Here is a 19241-nt window from a genome sequence, read left to right as displayed (position 1 = left end):
TAAAGCCCTTTGCCTATTACTATTAAAAAATCATTGAACATAATGAGTTATGATTGAAACGGTATAGACTCCTGAATATTTTTTACAAGCTCATTAATTATTACTATCACTTAGATCTAAAATGCGACTTACCAGTCGGTAAAAATGTGGTACCTGCTTGAACGTCTAACCATATTTGACGGCAACGTTGACGTCGCTTTACTTGGCAATAGTTAGCCAATGCCACATATCCTTTATCCTCCAGCAACCCAATAAAATAGCATTGCCATTTGGTTAATTAATGAAATATAATCCAATACATGCTTAAATAAACAACAGAAGCATCATTATGAGTAAGCGGATAGCCGTTCTAGGGGATAACACCACTACCGGTGGCAAAATCATTTCAGCATCGGATCAAAGTTTTTGCGCAATTGAAGGGGTCGCTTGTATTGGGGATTATGCCTACTGCCCTAAATATTGAAAAAAGAATTATTAATGGTAATTATGCAATCCCTCCTTATTTCCCATATTGCGCATATGCCATTTCATCTGTTTTAGATGAATATGGTCTACAAGAACTTTATTGGTTACCTGGCTCTTTGAAAGAAGCTGTAAAAGAGATTGAAGATAAAAAAGGGCAAACTAATGAAAATAATTAATTTATTAATTATCGTATTGTTTAACTTTATAGGTGCCTATTTAAGTTACCAATGGTGTTATCGAATGATTATCGCAAAATATCGCACACCAGAATTATATTATTTGATGTGTTATGGTTTGTGTTATTTCTGCTTTATTCTGATTTCAATCTTTCTTTTAAATAAAATAAAACAACCGATGGATTTAGTGATTTGTGGAGTGCTAATTGGTATTATAATTACCTTAATGTCACCTATTGTCTTCATGTTAGTTATGGAAGATATTAATAAATCGGTTTTTAATCTAGATTTTATTATGGGGTTGTTAGGTATCACATCACTGGTAACCCTTAATTTTATAATATATCCGGCAATTTTATTATGCTGTCATTATTCTATTGGTGGGATACAAAAAATATCAAGTAAGCTTGCTTTGAATCAATAATTAATTGCCTAAATCAGCCAGAAAATCGCCCAACTATTTTATACTGTAGAACTCATCAGATTGGATTGTCATCCTGTATTCCTTGTCTTATTTTAAGCTCATCAATGTTTGTATAAAAAAACGATCTAATTTATCTGCCTTAAAATGTTGTTCAGCAATAGCTTGTACGCTTTCACTAATCTTACTCATGGATTGTTCAATAAACAATAAGATTTTTGGCTCGATAGTAATAGGCGTTAATTCAGTTATGGTTGCTTTTAAGGCTTTTAAAGCCCTTTGCCTATTACTATTAAAAAATCATTGAACATAATGAGTTATGATTGAAACGGTATAGACTCCTGAATATTTTTTACAAGCTCATTAATTTTTACTATGACTTAGATCTAAAATGCGACTTACCAGTCGGTAAAAATGTGGTACCTGCTTGAACGTCTAACCATATTTGACGGCAACGTTGACGTCGCTTTACTTGGCAATAGTTAGCCAATGCCAAAAATCCTTGTAGTTCCATTATTCCCAAAAAATAACGCTGCCACTTAGCGGCGGTATCGGTATTAATCCCCAATTGCCGATTAATGGTTTTCAATGTCTCACCTTGTAGCAATAAATCAACAAAAGGTAACCACAGTTCACAATGAGATAACTTATCAAGATAATACTTTTTCAGTGGATTAAACGTCCGTCGACAGGTTCGGCAACGAAAATTAAGACGGTGCCCAATGCGAACTGTACTTAGCGATCCACAATAATGGCAAGGCATAACTGACGTACCAAGTAGCTCGGTCAGCCATAACTTAAATGCCTGAGCTTGCCGAGACACTTCTGCTGGCGTTGTTTGTGCAAGGTTAAGTACCGCTTGATAAAGATCTGGCTCATACTGCGCTAGCCACTGACGAATAACGTTATCTCGCCTTTGAGCGGCACGCGGTGAAAGCTGAAATTTATTGGCAATCGAGCTATGTGGCAGAGCAATTAACGTCATGGGCGCAATATCAATCAGTAATGCGACAGGTTTAAGGCGTCGACATAATGAACTTGCTGCGATTAACGCTGGTACTCGTTGCAAAAATCGCTCAGCAGCAGAATGCTGCTCGTTGGGTAAAATAGAGTGATACATTGTTGATCCCCTTTGAAACGGTATAGACTCCTGAATATTTTTTACAAAAAATATAACCTAAAAACTGAACGGATGGAATTATTTGATTAACAACTGCCCAGCCTAAACAGAATATGCTATATTATTTTTCGTGTGATTTTACAAGGCGATAAGATGGATATTAAACTAACCAAACATGACAAGCGTTATATTGAAAGCACTGATGACGTGTACGGCATTATGCAGCGTGTGTTATTGCGTGAAAACAAAATCGACCAAGAAAAGGAACATCTTTGGATCATTGGTATGAATCAAGCAGGTTATATCCTGTATATTGAACTAATTGCGCTTGGATCGTATAAATCGGTCAACATTGAACCAATGAACGTGTTTCGTGTGGCGGTGATGAAAAACGCCTCTCGCGTGATTTTGGTGCATAATCACCCGTCCGGATCGCTGATCCCCTCAGCGGCCGATAAAGACATCACTGACCGCTTAATTCAAGTTGCCCATATTTTAAATATCGAGCTTACCGACCACTTAATTATCACCCCAAAAACCTATATCAGCTTTCGCAGCATCAAACTTATGGAAGAACTCGAACAAAGCCTGAAATATGTTCCGACTTACCAAGTGGTTGAACGCATTCGTAAACAAGAAAAGCAAATTGCGAAAGAAAAGTTAGCGGTTGAGAGGGATAAGACCAAAACAGCTCAGCAGAAAGCAAAAGCAGAGAAAGCTCGTCGAGAAAAAGCCGAAACTGAAAAGAAAATACTGATTAATGCGTTACTGGAAAAGGGCGTATCGATTGAAAATATTGCGAAGATTTTGGGCATTACGGTGAGGGCGGTTAAGGGGATTATTAATTTAAAATAATAGTACATTTTATAAACAAACTGATTGCTTTTAAAAATAAAAAATCATAATAAGGAATATAGAATGGCAAATAACCAAAGTGGGGCACAATCATCTAGTCAAGAATCCCAAAAGAAACTTACCTTTGAAAAACTGACACCGACACACCTTTCTGATGATGAAATGCAGGGTTATACCCAAGCCCTTGATTTTGTATTCCAAGAAGATGATTTGCTTAACATTGCTATTACTGGACCATATGCCGCAGGAAAAAGCAGTGTAATTAAAACATATGAAGAAAATCACAAAAAGCTTAATGGCATCCACATTTCACTTTCCTACTTTTCGCCCACATTAGAATCAAAAATTAAAGGTAAAAAGACAGATCATGAATTAGCCTTTGAAGATGAATTAATGTTAGAAAGGAAAATTATCAACCAACTTATTCATCAAATTGAGCCAGACAAAATTCCTGCAACTGAATTTAAAGTAAAAAGTGAATCAACAATTTTAACTAAAGCAATTTGGGCGGGAGCTATTACGTTTATTCTCTCTTTTTTAATTTTTATCGATAAAACTTGGCTAACTAATTGGCAAAAAGAAAATAATATCGCTTTACTATTATTTTCTTTTTTTTCAATTGTATATTTCATTTTTTATAAAATACTTGACCTGCAAAGCCGTAACAACCTAATTAGAAAACTGAAAATTTTTGAGAATGAAATTGATATTTCATCATCGGAATGTGATGTCTCTTATTTTGATAAGTATTTAAATGAAATTATTTATATTTTAGATAAATCAAAATTAGATTATATCGTTTTTGAAGATATTGACCGTTATGATGATAATTTGATTCTTAATAAATTAAGGGAACTCAATTACACTTATAATAAAAAACAGAGTAAAAACAAACCAAAACCGATTAAATTCTTCTATTTAATCAAAGATGAGATATTTGAATCAAAAGAGCGAACAAAATTTTTTGATTATATTTTACCGATTGTGCCTGTTATGGATAACTCAAATTCATTAGGCAAAATGGATGAACTGTTTAAAAGCCAAAATATTTATAGTGATTTTACTAATACTTTCTTGGATATCCTTTCTGATTACTTAGATGATATTCGACTGATAAAAAATATTTGTAACGAGTATATCATTTATAAAACTAAATTAGCCCACAGCGCTGGTTGGTTTAAAAATGAAAACTTATTAGCCATTATCGTTTATAAAAATATTTTTCCAGCAGATTACGCTTTAACGCGATTGGGGTTAGGGCAAGGTGTGATTCATCGAATTATTGAATCATTAAAGCAGAAAAAAAATGAATTTTATCAAAGTGAATTTTATCAACAACAACTAAAAAAGATTAATAATGAAATTCAGTTGAGAAAAGAAAAGATTAATACAATAGAAACCTGTCATCTAAAAAATATTGATGAGCTAGACGCTTTATTTATCAATATCCCACAGGATATTAAAGATGAATATCATTATATAAATAAAAAAGATATTTTTACATTAAACCCAAAAGAGTTTATCCATGCCTTAAAGAAAAATAATTTGAAAATCACCAACGGCGATTCAAAAGGTAGTTATTATTATCGTGAACATGACTGCAAACAATATTTTAATGAGCTTGAGCAAAATTCGGAATACAAAGAAAGGAAGAAAGAAATAGAAATTATTCCCACAAAAAACAAATCAACACTTGAAGCTGAAATTAAAAAATTAGAACAAGAAAAATCACAATTAAAATTACCTAAAAAAATCAAAGAAATATTTACGATTAATCAGGGTGATACCGTTACTACTGAGGCATTATTTGAAGCACATATCAGTGAAAAAGCAGAACTGATAAGAGAAAATAAAAAATATGAACAGTATAAAGCTGAGTATGAAAAACTATCATCTTCATGTTATTTTCCTCTTTTACGTGTACTAATTATTCAAGGTTATATTGATGAATATTATAGTGACTATACCAGCTTGTTTGACGAGCAAGGATTGTCCAAAAATGACACGTTATTTTTGCGTAATATTAATGAGTATATCAATACTGAATGGGAGCTTGAATTAAAAAAAACGGAGATAGTTCTACAAAGATTGAATGCAGATAATGCAAATAGGTTTACTGGGATTTCTGTTTTAAATTACTCTTTATTAGATTATATCTTAGAAAAAAGTAAGACAGACGATTTATCTCGATTTATTACTATATTAAAGTCATATTTTAAAACTGATTTTGTGAATGAATATTTAGCTAGATACTATGCTTTCTTATTAAATCAAGATAAAAGGTATACTCCTAAGCATCTTTGTATATTTATAAAAGAATTAAATATTCAATATCCATCCGTATGGAACTTTATCGATATATTTGACAAGAAACTTTATCTTTATCTTTCATTTATTCATAATCAACCAATAGAAATAAATGAAAACGTTGATTTTAAAAACCACATTGAAAACTCAACTGATTTTTTATTTATTGACGATGAGTGGAATACGATTTTTCAATTACTTGATGAGTCATCAGACAATTTAAGTAAAATAGTTAATGCTTTTATAAAATTAGATATTCAATTCAAACAAATCGATCATGCAACACCAGCGTTATTAGCATTAGTTGAAGAAAATAATCACTATCAACTAAATTATATTAACGCCAAATATATATTAGAAAATCAATATAATCTGGCTCATTTTGATGGTCACATTATTCAAACTATACTGGCATTAAATGATGATGCCCCAATTAAATTATATTTTCAGAATCAGACTGAAGCGTTAGTTTTATCTATTGCTCAATCCGATATTCCAACTATCGATGATAGTGAACAGACTGCATTATTCATATTGAATCATAATGATATCTCTTTGGTGGTTAAAACCGCCTATATCGATAAACTTGCCTCCATTATGACTAGTTTAAATAAAATAACCGATAAGGGCGTTTGGGATAAGCTGCTTGAAAAGCAAAAAATAGCCTATTCAGCAAAAAATATTGTCGACTATTTCTTCAATTATAAACTAGAAGATGAAGCTGATGGTAAAAGCGAAACAAGAGTAATCAATGAGCAGCTCGTCCATTTTATCAATCAAAACACTAAAAATATATCATCAAGCGAGGCGAATCTAACAAGTCTAATTCCTAAAGACGATGAACTAAGTCTATTTTTTAGAAGAATAACTATAAATTCAAGTTTAGATGATACTAAGTACCGCATGTTAATATCATGGTTTAATGGTAAAGATTATGCAGATTTTAATTATCAACATATTGAAAAAACAAAAATATCAATCCTAATTAAGCATAAAGCGATTACGCTGGGAGAAGAACAAGATCTGAACTTTATAAGAGAAAACTATCCAGACAATATTTTAGAACTTATTACCCATAATTTTGAGGAATATATAAATAAACTCAGGGAGGATGATTCTTTAATTAATCATGATGAGATAATAAATCTATTATCAACAGATTTAAGTGTAGCGCACAAAACGTTATTGTTAGGTTTAACAAATGATCCTATTTCTATTAATTATGCAAAGGATTCAGTAGAGCTTCAAAAGCACATTTTAGAAAATAATTTTAATACTGATGATTTAGATTATATTACGAATAATCAATACTATAATTCCACAACTAATGTCATAAAAAATAAAGTAAAACAATTATGCATAGAATATACAACACAAACTAAACAAATTAAGTCTATTTGTTATAACTTATTAATCGAGTTATTCTCATGTGAAACGTTTTCATTAGATGATAAGTACACCCTATTATGTAACCATATACCGCGTCTAGATGCCAAAAAAACATATAAGGCACTGAAAACAATAGAGCAAGATGCTACAAATCAAAGTTTTTTTTCAAACCTATTTATCGCTAAAAGACCAACTTTTGAAAATACAGCTTTGAACCAAAAAATAATCGAAGAACTGAATAAGAAATGGAAATTTAAATACAAAGTAGAAAATTCCCTATGATAAAAGTAAAAGAAGATTGAAACATGAAAAAGATGACAAAGCACCAAATCGTATCGATATTAAAAGAAGCAGAAGCAGGCATTCCTGTTAAAGAGCTTTGCCGTAAATAGGGTATTTACACTTGTTGTTTGAATTCGATGCTAAATTTTCTGGCTATTATATTTATTTGTATTTATATCATAGAGGCAACTTCTGTCCACTTTTTTGGCAAGGATCACTTATGTGATGGAGCAAATATCTTCAATAGTGTATTGATAGTTAGATAAAAATATGAGTCATCTTGCAATCCTTTTGCAGAAATATATGCACCTTGCACAGTAGATATTATAAGTGTTACTGCTTCTAATGGCGCAAGAATATTAGAAATACTACCCTCAGCAATTCCAAGCTTTATAAGACTTTCTAAAGTTTGTTTTATAGACTCAAATCCACGAGTAACTTCTACTGCTAACTCTTGGTTTTTCATAATAGATCTATCTCGAGCCAGTTGACCAACCAAGCATCCTCTATCTATATTACGAGCTTTTAATAGGAAATCTGAAAGTTTATTATATGCATTTTTATCTGCATTTAGCACTGAAGCATTGTAACTTATTAGTTGCTCTACATTATATTTTATTGCATGTAGGGACAAATCCTCTTTACCATTAAAATAATGGTAAAGACTACCTTGTCCGACTTCAGCGCGAGTCAAAATGTCATTTGGGCTAGTGCTAGATAGACCTTTTTCTAATAGTAGATCTGCCATAGCTTTGATTAGCTTTTCTTTGGAACTTGATTTGCTATTCATTTTCACCATAAAACACCATACCACCAGTCGATGTTATGCTTATATTTAATTATTTAATCTGTAAAATAGTATCTACTAAACGGTTTGAAAATCCCCATTCATTGTCATACCAACTAACAACTTTGAGTAATTTACCATCGATAACCTTAGTGAGTTTAGCGTCGAAAATAGAGGAAGCTGGATTTTTAATAACATCAGATGAAACAATCTCATCTTCTGTATAAACGAGAATTCCATCTATTTTTTTTGAGTTAACTACTTTTTTAATAGTATCATTTACTAATTGCGCTGTCACTTCTTTCTCTAGATTTAGAGTAAGATCTATCATTGATCCTGTAATTACCGGAACCCGTACTGAACTACCATCTAATTTTCCATTTAACTCAGGGATTACAATGCCAATTGAATGCGCTGCACCTGTTGATGTAGGAACAATATTTTGAGCTGCACTACGTGCTCGCCTCATATCACGGTGTGGAGCATCCTGAAGATGTTGATCCTGTGTATAAGCATGAATAGTTGTCATAAAACCCGATTTAATACCGAAGTTATCATGTAGTACTTTAACTAAAGGAGCTAAACAGTTTGTTGTACATGATGCATTTGAAATAATGTGATGTTCATCTTTGTTATACATGTGGTTATTAACCCCTTGCACAATGGTCAAATCAACATTTGATGCAGGCGCAGAGATAAGAACTTTTTTAGCCCCAGCTTTGATATGTGCTTGCGCTTTTTTTCCATCATTAAATACACCTGTTGATTCTAGTACAATATCGATTTTGTGTTTAGCCCATGGGAGATTTTCAGGATTACGCTCTTGATATACAACAATCTCTTGACCATCAATTACCAAGCAACCTTTTTTTACTTCGACACTTTTGGTAAAACGTCCAAATGCCGTATCATATTTTAAAAGATGAGCCAGTTGTTCAATCGAACCTAAATCATTGATCGCAACAATTTTGATATTATGCGAACTCTCATGCAACGCACGCATAAAACTACGCCCAATACGACCAAAACCATTAATAGCTACATTAGTCATCATTACCTCCAGTAATGTTTATATTATCATCATCATCCATACTAATTGGTATGGATAAACAACAGTACACTACACGCTTTAAAAAAACAACAACTAATTAATCTATTTTTTTATTAATACTTAAGTTTATTTTATTTGTATACAAATATTCACTTGCATGATTTAATACATACTAGTTTGTATTAAATTGAGAGGAAAAAAAAGAGCAAAATGAAAAAAATATTTATACTGGATACAACGTTAAGAGATGGGGAACAGGCCCCACAAAATGTGATGAATCCAAAACAGAAACTTAAAATAGCTTTGATCAGGATCAGAGCATGAATCATGGGCATCAGATATTGGTTGTATAGGCTTGATTGTTTGGATAGAGCCCGTAAAACAAATTAGTTGAACGATATATTTAGGATGTATACACCTTAAATATAGCCATCTAATTTTAAATACAATTTACTATATTTAGTTGAGGAAAAAATGAATAAAAAAAACAATTATCGTTGGTTTGTGCTTGGCATTGGTGTGCTCGCACAAGCAACATTTGCAATGGGGTTTGCTGGTATTCCTATAACGGGAATTTTAATGCGAGATGCTTATCATTTTTCATTATATGAGCTTGGTTTTGTTTTAGGTTCGATGGGATTGGGGGTTGCGGCTTCAGAGATAATTTGGGGGATCCTCACAGATAAGTTGGGCGACAAGATAGTGCTAACTCTAGGATTATGGTCCTCAGCAGTAGTGTTTGTTGTAATAGCTATATTGCTTACACCAGAGGCTTCGCTTGGTGGTGTTAAATCTTTACACTTGGCAGTAGCTTTGGCAATAGCTGGAGCCCTTGGTGGTAGTATTAACTCATCATCAGGTAGAACAATAATGTCGTGGTTTGATGATAGTGAGCGTGGCTTTGCTATGAGTGTTCGCCAAACTGCAATTCCAGTTGGAGGCGCAATTGGTACAGGTTTGCTTCCTTCGCTAGCCTATACATATGGTTTTGAAGTAACTTTCATTGTGTTAGCCGCCACAGGTTTTATTGCCGGCCTTGTTGTTGTTTTCTTTATCAACTCTAAACATACCGAATTAAAACATGCAGCTCAATCGACTCTCGCAGTATCTTCGCCACTGAAAAGCTTACAAGTATGGAGAATTGTTATATCTGCTGGTTTTCTAACTGTACCTCAAATGGCTGTACTTACATTTGGGGGGGTCTATATGCGAGATGTTCTCGATATAGATTTAGCATCGATTTCTATCATTCTCATTGTTGTTCAGATAGGTGGCGGAATTCTTAGAATTTGGTCAGGTTACTATACGGACAGAAAAAAGAATCGTATTGCATTGTTAAAGTATTACGCCATCTGTGGTGGAATTGCTTCTTTGGTACTTTGTTTAATGGTTAATAACACATATATGGGTGTTGTATTTCTTATGCTAACTGGTTTGTTTGGGCACGCTTGGCATGGTATTTCTTATACCGAAGCTGCTGTGAAAGCAGGCGTTGAACGCGCAGGAACTGCATTAGGTATGGTTGGTACCACCGTATTTATCGCATCGTTTCTAACTCCCATTTTAGTTGCCCGTATCGCACATGGTTACGGATGGGGAGCTGTGTGGGGAGCTGTAGCTATTCTAACATTTTCGGCTCTATTGTGTTTTATTTCATTCTCTAAAAAGAAAGAACCTTTAACGTCTATTGGTCAAGATAATGAATCCTAAAACAATTTTTCAGAAAATTTGGCAATCACATATTGTTGATTCCTTAGGAGCGAGCGAAGTCCTTATCTATATAGATTTGCATTTTCTTCATGAAATTAATACTCCACCTGCATTTGATGGATTAAAAGAAAAAGGTGTAAAGGTTCATAGACCCGATAGAACACTATCAACTGAAGATCATAATATACCTACAACGTCTATTATTGATATCATTCGAAAAATAGGAACAGGAAGAGGTCAAGGGTATATTATTGAATATAAAGGTAGTGCAATCTCAGCTCTTTCGATGGAACAACGCATGACGCTTGGTAATATGACCGTTGAAGCTGGTGCAAGCGCAGGAATTCTCTCTCCTGACGATACTACAATTAGCTATCTTCAAGAAGCCTTAGCAAAACGTCAAATAGAAGTCTCTCAAGAAATGATTCAAGAATGGTTGTCTTACGCCACCGATCAAGAAGCAAAATTCGATAAATATGTCCAAATTAATGCCGAAAAAATTTAACCTATGATTACGTGGAGGACAAATCCCTCTCAAGTAAGTGTTTGTCAGATTAAGTTTGAGCTACTACAGCTTATGGGCAAAAATTAGTTAAAAACTAAATTTATTGGCGCTTTTAGTTTTTTAAGCTGTAACTTGGTTACAGCTTAAACGGCAATTCCGTCCCCATTTAGGGGAGGTCATAACTGCGTCGATATTTTTATGCTTGTTAGCACATAAATAGAATATTTAACTATTGTGCGAAGCAAGTAGCGTTGCCAACCTTTGTTTAATTTCATCATTAGGTTCGTTTGCAATAAGTTCTTGCAGGGCAAGCGTTAGTTTATCTGTCCAACATTGCCGATCCCAAGCTTCAATGGCATTTAATGCCATGTTTCGATTGCGTATTACTGGGCTGTTTAGACCTATTAATATAAGATCTTCACCCATACTCGGAAATCGATTGAGCTCTTGTAAAATAGCATCCAATGCACGGTGTGCTTTATATTTGATGCCAAATGCAGATTCTAGCGCTGGTCCAGTTGCGATTTTTGTAAAGTCATATTGTTGCCCAGCTAACTGCATAACTTGTTGTACTCTTTGTATATCATCGGTTTGCATTAAATAATACCACTGTTCACCCTGATGATTTTTTTGATATGCAAAACGCGCCTCCCATGCATCAAATCCAAATTGCGTGTAAAGATCAGCAGCTAGCCAAAATTTTCTGCTATCATCAGTTATTAAATCATGCTCAATTAATGCTAACCATTTATCTTGATAGATAAACTCATTCGCTTTTTCAATAATTGCGTTTTTTATTTTTTCATCCCAATTAGGATAGCTTTCATTAAGCTGGTTGCTAACAAAATCACGTATAGTCAGTACTGTTCGTAAAGGGGGGAGTTCAGCTAATGAGGGTAGTTTTAGTAAATGTTTTAAATAATTTAAACAAACAATAGCACCTTCCTCATAACAATGCATATCTTCGGCTGGTCCGCCCATGATGAGTGCCTCTAAAATTTCACCCGCAGATTCTAATAAAGGTAAATCAACACAATCTTGTTCTAAAACTTGATTTAATTCACCTGTGGTTGCGCAAGTATAAGCAAGATATTCGTTCATAACGCTATTTTGATAACCCGCTCTTAATAACCAATCTTTAGTTGTTGATGATAATTGATATCCGACTAATCGTTCAACGATATGGATCCTACCCCAACCATCCACTTTTTTAGCTAAAATAACTAAGGCTTTTTCGACTTCTTCGGGTGATGATAAGGTGTTTTGTAATGCAACGGCTGAATATAAAGTAAACTCTTCATGCATGCCTAATAATAAAAATAAGTCTGTTTGTTCGGTAGTAAAACATCCTAATACGGCAATACTAAATTTAATAATTTCACGATCAGGGCTATTTGTTGCTAACCAATAGGTAAATTCATATAACTTATCAAAATCAATGTCAATTTTTGGTATTGCATCACTTAAATCATCAATAAAACTTAAAGTACCTTCCGTATTTATTAAGGTGTAAAGTTTTTCGATATCGTGTTGATTGGGTTGTGTTGATATTGTGGTTAGTAACGTTAAAATTTCTTCAACACATGTTTGTTCAGATGATGCGCCATGATGATTGCTAACCCCATCCATCGCCCCTGCTGCCCATTTTAATTTTGTATCATCAGATGATTCATCAGGGAGTGTTTGGGCTATTTCAGGCAGTTTTTCAGCATGTTGGTAAGGCAGTAAAAACTGATAAATACTGATTTTATTGTTATCCCATACCATTGGAAATGGTTGAGTAGTCGCCCTATTTGAGGGTTCTGTGGTTGAATTTTGAGTATTTTCTTTCATCGTTAATCCTTTAAATATTTTATTGTTAGAATGATTAATCAGTTATTTAAATTAAATTGAATAATCGCGATAGTTATGCATTATTTTTAGATTGTAATTGATATAATTGAAGTTGTTTATATTTTTATTTCCACCAATATCGAGGATTGCTCCTCGATATTTTTTACCCTTTCACACACACAACTTGCCGTAATTGATGGACTATTTCGACCAGTTCATTTTGGGCAGTCATTACCGCATCAATATCTTTGTATGCCATTGGAATTTCATCAATCACATTAGCATCTTTACGGCATTCAACATGTGCGGTGGCTTTGATTTGGTCTTCAATGGTAAATTGTTTTTTTGCCGCTGTTCGGCTCATAACTCGACCAGCACCATGTGAGCATGAACAAAAACTTTCTTCATTACCAAGTCCGCGGACAATATAGCTTTTAGCGCCCATTGAGCCCGGAATAATCCCTAGTTCACCTTTACGAGCTGATACCGCGCCTTTACGAGTAATAAAAATATCTTCACCAAAATGCTGTTCTTTTTGCACATAGTTATGGTGACAATTAACCGCCGACATATGTGTAGTAAACGGTTTACTAATGACTTTACGCATTGCTAAGATGACATTATTCATCATCGCTTCACGGTTGAGCCTTGCAAATTCTTGTGCCCAATGTACGGCATCAACATAATCTTGAAAATGTTCAGTGCCTTCTTGTAAATAAGCCAAATCTTTATCAGGTAGATTTTTGATATGGGTTTCCATATCTTTTTTAGCCATTTCTATAAAAAAGCTGCCAATGGCATTACCTACACCACGTGATCCACTATGCAACATAATCCAAACTCGATCGGCTTCGTCTAAACAGATTTCGATAAAATGGTTGCCGGTACCGAGTGTGCCTAAATGTCGGTAGTTATTGGTATTTAAAAACCGTGGGTATTTTTCGGTTAATTTTTCAAAACCTGGTAATAGCTGTTGCCAATAGCCATCGATTAGTGATGGTGGATTTTGCCAGCTACCGCTATCTCGCCCTTTATGTTTTGGTGTTAGGCCATGCGGTACCGCTTTTTCAATTTCATGCCGTAACGGTAATAAATTATCAGGCAAATCCCTCGCCATTAAGGATGTTTGCACCGCAATCATTCCACAACCAATATCAACACCCACTGCCGCTGGAATAATTGCGCCTATGGTTGGGATCACACTACCAATAGTCGATCCTTTACCTACATGCACATCGGGCATTACAGCGATATGTTTAAAAATAAATGGTAATTGTGCGGTTTTGGTTAATTGTGATTTAGCTTCATCTTCAACAGGTACACCTTTTGTCCACATTTTTATTGGCTTAGCATTTTCGGCTTTTAATACTTCATATTGATTCATTTTTTCATTCCTTGGTTTTATCATGCCGTGGTTAATGGCATGATGTTATATTTTTGGTTATATTTACGGTTATATCTACATTTTCGGTTGGATATTAATCAAACCATGTAACACTTGATCAAGCCCACCAACCACCGAGATTTTGTCGATTCGTTCGGCAATGCGTTCTAGTGTTTCCATCTCTTTCAAGCGTAAAGCAACTGGGTTGTTTTCCATCACTTTAGCCGTGTTTAATAATGAACGAGTGGCTGAAGTTTCTTCTCGACGGCGAATTACATTTGCTTGTGCTGATTTTTCAGCTTCTACAACTTGCGATAAAATCGATTTCATATCACCGGGTAAAATAATATCTTTTACGCCAAGCGAAACCGTTGTTAACCCAAAACCGTCTAAACGTATTTGCACATGTTTAGTTACTACTTCATCAATAATATTTTTATTTTCAAGCAATTCATCTAGTGTTCGGGTTCCAATCGCTTCACGTAAACCAAATTGTAACTCACGGTAGAGCAATTCTACTGGGGTTGCTGTTTTTTCAAATGCCGTTAATACATCGGTATAGTGCCAGTTTGCGACTAGGTTAATACGTAAATTTACTTTATCTTTGGTCAAAATCTCTTGTCCCGTTACTTCTAAAGTCTGTAGGCGCATATCAACAACATCAACCGATATTTCACGGTTAAAGCGCCAATAGGCGGTAATGCCAGCGGTTAACAGTTGCTCGATTTTGCCATTTACCTTTAGTATTCCAACATAATAAGCAGGCACTTGGGCAATCAATATGCCACTATTACCAATGATATTTTTTTGTCGTAATTCTGGTTGTAATAATTGTTCAATTATTTCATTACTTAAGGTATATCCTTGGTTTAAATCAACTTTGGTTATATGTTGTTTATCACCGTTTTGCCAGTAAAGCCGCTTGGTTCCAGGTGATAGAATTTCAACGAGTAAATCATTTTCATAACGTAGCCCTACTTCATTAGCGCCAACTTCCATCGCAACACAAAATTGTAATAGTTGTTGTGGTGCACGTTGTTCGATTGCATTAGCGATCCGATCATCAATACGGCTTTCTCGTAAGTTAAATTTACCCAGTACGATGGTGTGTTTAAATTGGTAGTAACCGACTACAGTTTCTGGCGCAATGATTTTTATTAATTGATTATCAACAAATAAAGTACCGATTTGTTCATGAATAAAATGATGTAGAACCAATTTATCGATATGAGTAATTGTTGTGTTAGTATTTTTTGCTTCTAGTAATTCGTTAGCGATCTCTGTTGGTAATTCATAATCCTGTTGTAATAACACTTTTTTTATTGAGTGCGATTTATAGCTGTTCCAATACAATGTTTTGGTCGCAGGTAAAATCACTTCAACCAGTTTTTGTTGTTCATAACGTAGTGCGATCTCATTATCAGCTACATCAACCAAATAACAATATTGTTTAACGATGTCTGGATAGAAGTTAAGTAACTGTTCGGTCATTTCATCTGATACTCTAGGAAATGCTAAATCAATAATTTTGTAACTTATTGTATTTAGCGGATCGATTTTTCGATATACACCCGCTGTTAAGATCTGATCGATCTCATCATGTTTATATAACACGGCAATTTCATATTTTTTTACTTTAATTGTTTTAATCATTTTATTGTCCTTTTTATGACAATCAGCCATCGTGCTTGTGCTAATTTAAACGGCTTAAGTAACGAAATAATAGGGGGAGCATTAAAGCGAATAAGAAAATAACCCTTCTTATTGGTATTTAACTTTCTGCCTATTATTCAGTTTTTTTATCTTAGTCATCCTAATTAGTAACTAAGTTAATCGGTTTAAACTAGTGGATAAGTTTAATGCCATACAACTTTATTCCTTTCTTATCCAACACGATCACTGACTGTGTTTATTACTTCTTTTGTTTTTTGGTTTTTGAAGTAGGACTCGAACCTACTACATATCGATGGTGTCGATTGTTCTAACCTAATGAACTATTCAAAAATTGCTTCTACACAGCAACCTAATCACCCAATCAGGAATACATGTTGATAATCTTTTACGTTTTCATCTTATAGATAATTCGCTTAAGTATTCGCTATGTACCTTTCTGTTATCAAAAACAGTTTTGTTTGCTTAGGTATAGGTAATATTGCGAAAAGCGTGCCAAAAAATACAAAATATTAAAATAAAAATATAATTAATTGATTTATAATTAAATAAAAAATAATTTATATATTAAGATTGAATTGTAATGGTTTTTTTATTACTGATTTATTATAATTTTATATATTATTTTATAAATATTTATAAAAATGAAAAAGAATGTAGTATTTGGTTTTTTAGGAAATGTACTGGATCAACGTGGTAAAGGTAAACGACGTTGGCGGCATTGGCGACCGACTATTGATTTATGTTATCAGTCAGAGATAGGCTTTAATCGGTTAGAACTACTTTATTACCAAAATGATTATCATCTGCTTTGTGAAGTGATTAAAGATATTAAAGCTTTATCACCGCAAATCAAAGTAACACCAATTGCAATAAACATAAACGATCCATGGGATTTTGAGCAAGTTTATACCTGTCTTTTTGATATTGCGAAGAATTACGCATTTAATCCAGAACAAGAAAACTATTATGTTCATATTACAACAGGCACACATGTTGCTCAGATTTGTTGGTTTTTACTGGCTGAATCACGCTATTATCCCGCTAAATTATTACAAATGTCACCGCCAGAGAAACATCAGTCTGCCTCGCAATCTTATATGGAGTTAACCGAAAATGAACTGATTAGGCAAGTGCCTTGCGGTAAAATGAATATCATCGATTTAAATTTGCATCGTTACGATAAAATCTTAACTCGTTTTCAACAATATGCCCATCAAGCAACCGATTTATTAAAGTCAGGTATCGCAACGTGTAATCAACAATTCAATCAGTTAATTGCCGAAATAGAACAAGTCGCTAGTCGATCGCATGCACCTATTTTATTGTGTGGGCCTACAGGTGCAGGTAAATCATTTTTGGCTAAACAGATTTATTTGCTAAAACACAATAATCATCAAATTAGCGGTCAGTTTGTTGAAATCAATTGCGCCACGTTGCGTGGCGATAGTGCAATGTCAACCTTGTTTGGTCATGTTAAAGGCGCCTTTACTGGCGCTAATCTTGCCCGCACTGGATTACTTAAAAATGCCGATGGCGGTTTATTGTTTTTAGATGAAATTGGTGAACTGGGGCTTGATGAGCAGGCCATGTTATTAAAAGCGATTGAAGAAAAGCAATTTTATCCATTTGGTAGTGATAAACCGATCCAGAGTAATTTTCAGTTAATCGCTGGCACGAATAAAGATCTGAAACAGGCAATAAAACAAGGCGAGTTTCGAGAAGATCTGTTCGCCAGAATTAACTTATGGGGTTATCAACTGCCAAGTTTAGCACAACGTAAAGAAGACATTGAACCGAACATTGATTATGAGTTGGCACGTTATGCCAAAGAATATGGCATCATGCCACGCTTTAATCAACAATCACGACGCGCCTATTTGACCTTTGCCACCAGTCCCGATGCCTTATGGTTGGGTAACTTTCGTGAACTAAATAGTTCGATTATTCGAATGGCGACGTTAGCACCACAAGCTAATATCACGCTTGAACAAGTTGAAAAAGAGATTGCGCGCTTAAAACAAAACTGGGGACAAAGCAAAAATGATAATTCTTTAATCCCAACTGATATCGATGAATTTGATCGCTACCAACTAGAAAAAGTGATCGAAATATGCCAAAAAAGTGAAACATTATCTGCCGCAGGCCGACATTTATTTGCCGTTTCTCGCACCAAAAAACAACGCAGTAATGACGCTGATCGACTAAAGAAATATTTAGCGAAATTTGGCTTGAGTTGGGAGGTGATTCATCAATCTTAATAAATGTATCAGTAAAATCTATTTCATGAATGAAAAGATTCTTACTGATAACTGTGTTTATCCATTTAGACTAATTAAGCGAGCTTGTTGATCGAATTTAGCAATAATTTGCTCTTTCCCTTTTATAGCAACAAGGGAGGTATGATCTGTTAAATTATCTGGTTCAATTTGATAATCTTTAGCTATTAGGTAATATTTAAGAGCTTGATAATGATTAACCTCAAAGTTTGAAATGAATTGGGAAAACGTTTCAAAAATTTGAGCTTGATTACTTCCGTTCTGCTCAATATGATTGATATCATGGCTGTTGTCAGATGAAGAACGTGAGAATAAATTTTGCATAAATTTTGGTAAAATATTGAACGTTGAATGTTGATGATTATTTTTTTGCTCGACCTGACTTTTTTTAACCGTTACCAAGGCTATTCCTTGACCAAAATTAGCAAGATAATATCCATTTGTGTCAAACATTCCTGCAGTAATTACACCTATTTTATGTAAATCTTCCTGTGTAGCAACACATTGACCAATAGTGAATAAATCAATGCTATTTTCTTGACCATAGTGTTTTAAACTCAGTGCTTGTTCAATAACAGGCATGGGTAACTGTGATGTTTCATTATTCCAAGACCAAAGCCATGTTTCAGACGATAAAGAGAAGCTCCCTAATAATTGAATTGAAAAGGTGATATCATTACCAAAATGTATAACACCCTGATCGATATCTATTTGCCAATCACTATCACCAATTATCTCATAAAAATTGAGCTGTTTTTCGAAACCATAACAACCAAAATGTTCTAACAATTCTTTTTCAGATTTGCACGGAGTTACCATAACTTTTTGTATTCCCATAATAATTCCTTATTTTTTAGTTTTAATTTTTATATTTTGATTTAACATCAATATGATGATATTACTACATAATTTAATGCAATTTAACTAGGGCGTGTTGATCTTTCGTGATTATTTTTTAGACGGCATGATGTGAGTTATAATAATTCTGCAAAAAACAACCATAACT

At 34.0% G+C, this 19241-nt stretch carries 14 protein-coding genes and 2 pseudogenes; 9 read left to right on the top strand and 7 right to left on the bottom strand.

What is annotated here, in order from left to right:
• Positions 1-328: 328 nt before the first annotated feature.
• Genes GQ593_RS14290 through GQ593_RS10710 form a run of 3 tightly spaced genes read left to right on the top strand, consistent with a single transcriptional unit; the run spans position 329 to position 1065 of the window.
• On the top strand, positions 329-463 hold the full coding sequence (locus GQ593_RS14290) for a PAAR domain-containing protein (RefSeq protein ID WP_442903612.1): 135 nt from the start codon (positions 329-331) through the stop codon (positions 461-463).
• Positions 441-641, top strand: a complete 201-nt coding sequence (locus GQ593_RS10715; protein WP_442903611.1) for a hypothetical protein — start codon at positions 441-443, stop codon at positions 639-641. The genes GQ593_RS14290 and GQ593_RS10715 overlap by 23 nt, the downstream gene beginning before the upstream one ends.
• Positions 628-1065, top strand: a complete 438-nt coding sequence (locus GQ593_RS10710; protein WP_160432014.1) for a hypothetical protein — start codon at positions 628-630, stop codon at positions 1063-1065. The genes GQ593_RS10715 and GQ593_RS10710 overlap by 14 nt, the downstream gene beginning before the upstream one ends.
• 370 nt (positions 1066-1435) lie before the next feature.
• On the opposite strand, the gene GQ593_RS10705 is transcribed toward GQ593_RS10710, so the two are convergent.
• Complete coding sequence (locus tag GQ593_RS10705) at positions 1436-2182, bottom strand: IS1 family transposase (RefSeq protein ID WP_160432013.1); 747 nt, start codon at positions 2180-2182, stop codon at positions 1436-1438.
• Between the two features lie 153 nt (positions 2183-2335).
• Between GQ593_RS10705 and GQ593_RS10700 the strand changes: the two genes are divergently transcribed.
• The gene (locus GQ593_RS10700; protein WP_160432012.1) at positions 2336-3037 is read left to right on the top strand and encodes a JAB domain-containing protein; all 702 of its coding nucleotides are present in this window, start codon (positions 2336-2338) and stop codon (positions 3035-3037) included.
• A gap of 63 nt (positions 3038-3100) precedes the next feature.
• Positions 3101-7015, top strand: a complete 3915-nt coding sequence (locus GQ593_RS10695) for a YobI family P-loop NTPase (RefSeq protein WP_160432011.1) — start codon at positions 3101-3103, stop codon at positions 7013-7015.
• A gap of 214 nt (positions 7016-7229) precedes the next feature.
• Here the strand turns inward: GQ593_RS10695 and GQ593_RS10690 are convergent, their stop codons facing one another.
• Entirely contained in the window at positions 7230-7805 is a 576-nt protein-coding gene (locus GQ593_RS10690) for a TetR/AcrR family transcriptional regulator (RefSeq protein WP_160432010.1), read from the bottom strand.
• Positions 7806-7854: 49 nt separating this feature from the next.
• Positions 7855-8856, bottom strand: a complete 1002-nt coding sequence (gene gap / locus GQ593_RS10685; RefSeq protein ID WP_160432009.1) for a type I glyceraldehyde-3-phosphate dehydrogenase — start codon at positions 8854-8856, stop codon at positions 7855-7857.
• A gap of 207 nt (positions 8857-9063) precedes the next feature.
• Here gap and GQ593_RS14285 point away from each other — a divergent pair.
• The 3 genes and pseudogenes from GQ593_RS14285 to GQ593_RS10670 form a co-directional block, all read left to right on the top strand.
• Positions 9064-9156, top strand: a pseudogene (locus GQ593_RS14285) (hypothetical protein); the annotation flags it as partial.
• Between the two features lie 171 nt (positions 9157-9327).
• A complete protein-coding gene (locus GQ593_RS10675; RefSeq protein WP_160432007.1) occupies positions 9328-10563 on the top strand; it encodes an MFS transporter in 1236 nt (411 codons plus the stop codon).
• Positions 10553-11065 (top strand): annotated as a pseudogene (locus GQ593_RS10670) (aconitase family protein); the annotation flags it as partial. The gene GQ593_RS10675 and the pseudogene GQ593_RS10670, both read left to right, overlap by 11 nt.
• Positions 11066-11293: 228 nt before the next feature.
• Here GQ593_RS10670 and GQ593_RS10665 read toward each other — a convergent pair.
• The 3 genes from GQ593_RS10665 to GQ593_RS10655 all read right to left on the bottom strand — a co-directional run bounded on the left by GQ593_RS10665 (position 11294) and on the right by GQ593_RS10655 (position 15503).
• Positions 11294-12901, bottom strand: coding sequence for a hypothetical protein (locus GQ593_RS10665; RefSeq protein ID WP_160432005.1), 1608 nt, complete (start codon positions 12899-12901; stop codon positions 11294-11296).
• A gap of 163 nt (positions 12902-13064) precedes the next feature.
• A complete protein-coding gene (locus GQ593_RS10660) occupies positions 13065-14285 on the bottom strand; it encodes an RtcB family protein (protein WP_160432004.1) in 1221 nt (406 codons plus the stop codon).
• 75 nt (positions 14286-14360) lie between these two features.
• Positions 14361-15503, bottom strand: a complete 1143-nt coding sequence (locus tag GQ593_RS10655; RefSeq protein WP_442903613.1) for a slipin family protein — start codon at positions 15501-15503, stop codon at positions 14361-14363.
• Positions 15504-16600: 1097 nt separating this feature from the next.
• On the opposite strand from GQ593_RS10655, the gene rtcR reads away from it, so the two are divergent.
• A complete protein-coding gene (gene rtcR / locus GQ593_RS10650) occupies positions 16601-18217 on the top strand; it encodes an RNA repair transcriptional activator RtcR (protein WP_160432003.1) in 1617 nt (538 codons plus the stop codon).
• Between the two features lie 57 nt (positions 18218-18274).
• Here rtcR and GQ593_RS10645 read toward each other — a convergent pair whose 3' ends face one another.
• Positions 18275-19072: a DUF6882 domain-containing protein gene (locus GQ593_RS10645; protein WP_160432002.1), complete on the bottom strand. Its 798-nt coding sequence runs from the start codon at positions 19070-19072 to the stop codon at positions 18275-18277.
• Positions 19073-19241: the final 169 nt, after the last annotated feature.

Source organism: Gilliamella sp. Pas-s25 (genome assembly GCF_009795885.1).
GTDB lineage: Bacteria > Pseudomonadota > Gammaproteobacteria > Enterobacterales > Orbaceae > Gilliamella.
The sequence above is the reverse complement of the archived record's forward strand: the minus strand, read 5'-3'. Positions and strand labels throughout refer to the sequence as shown.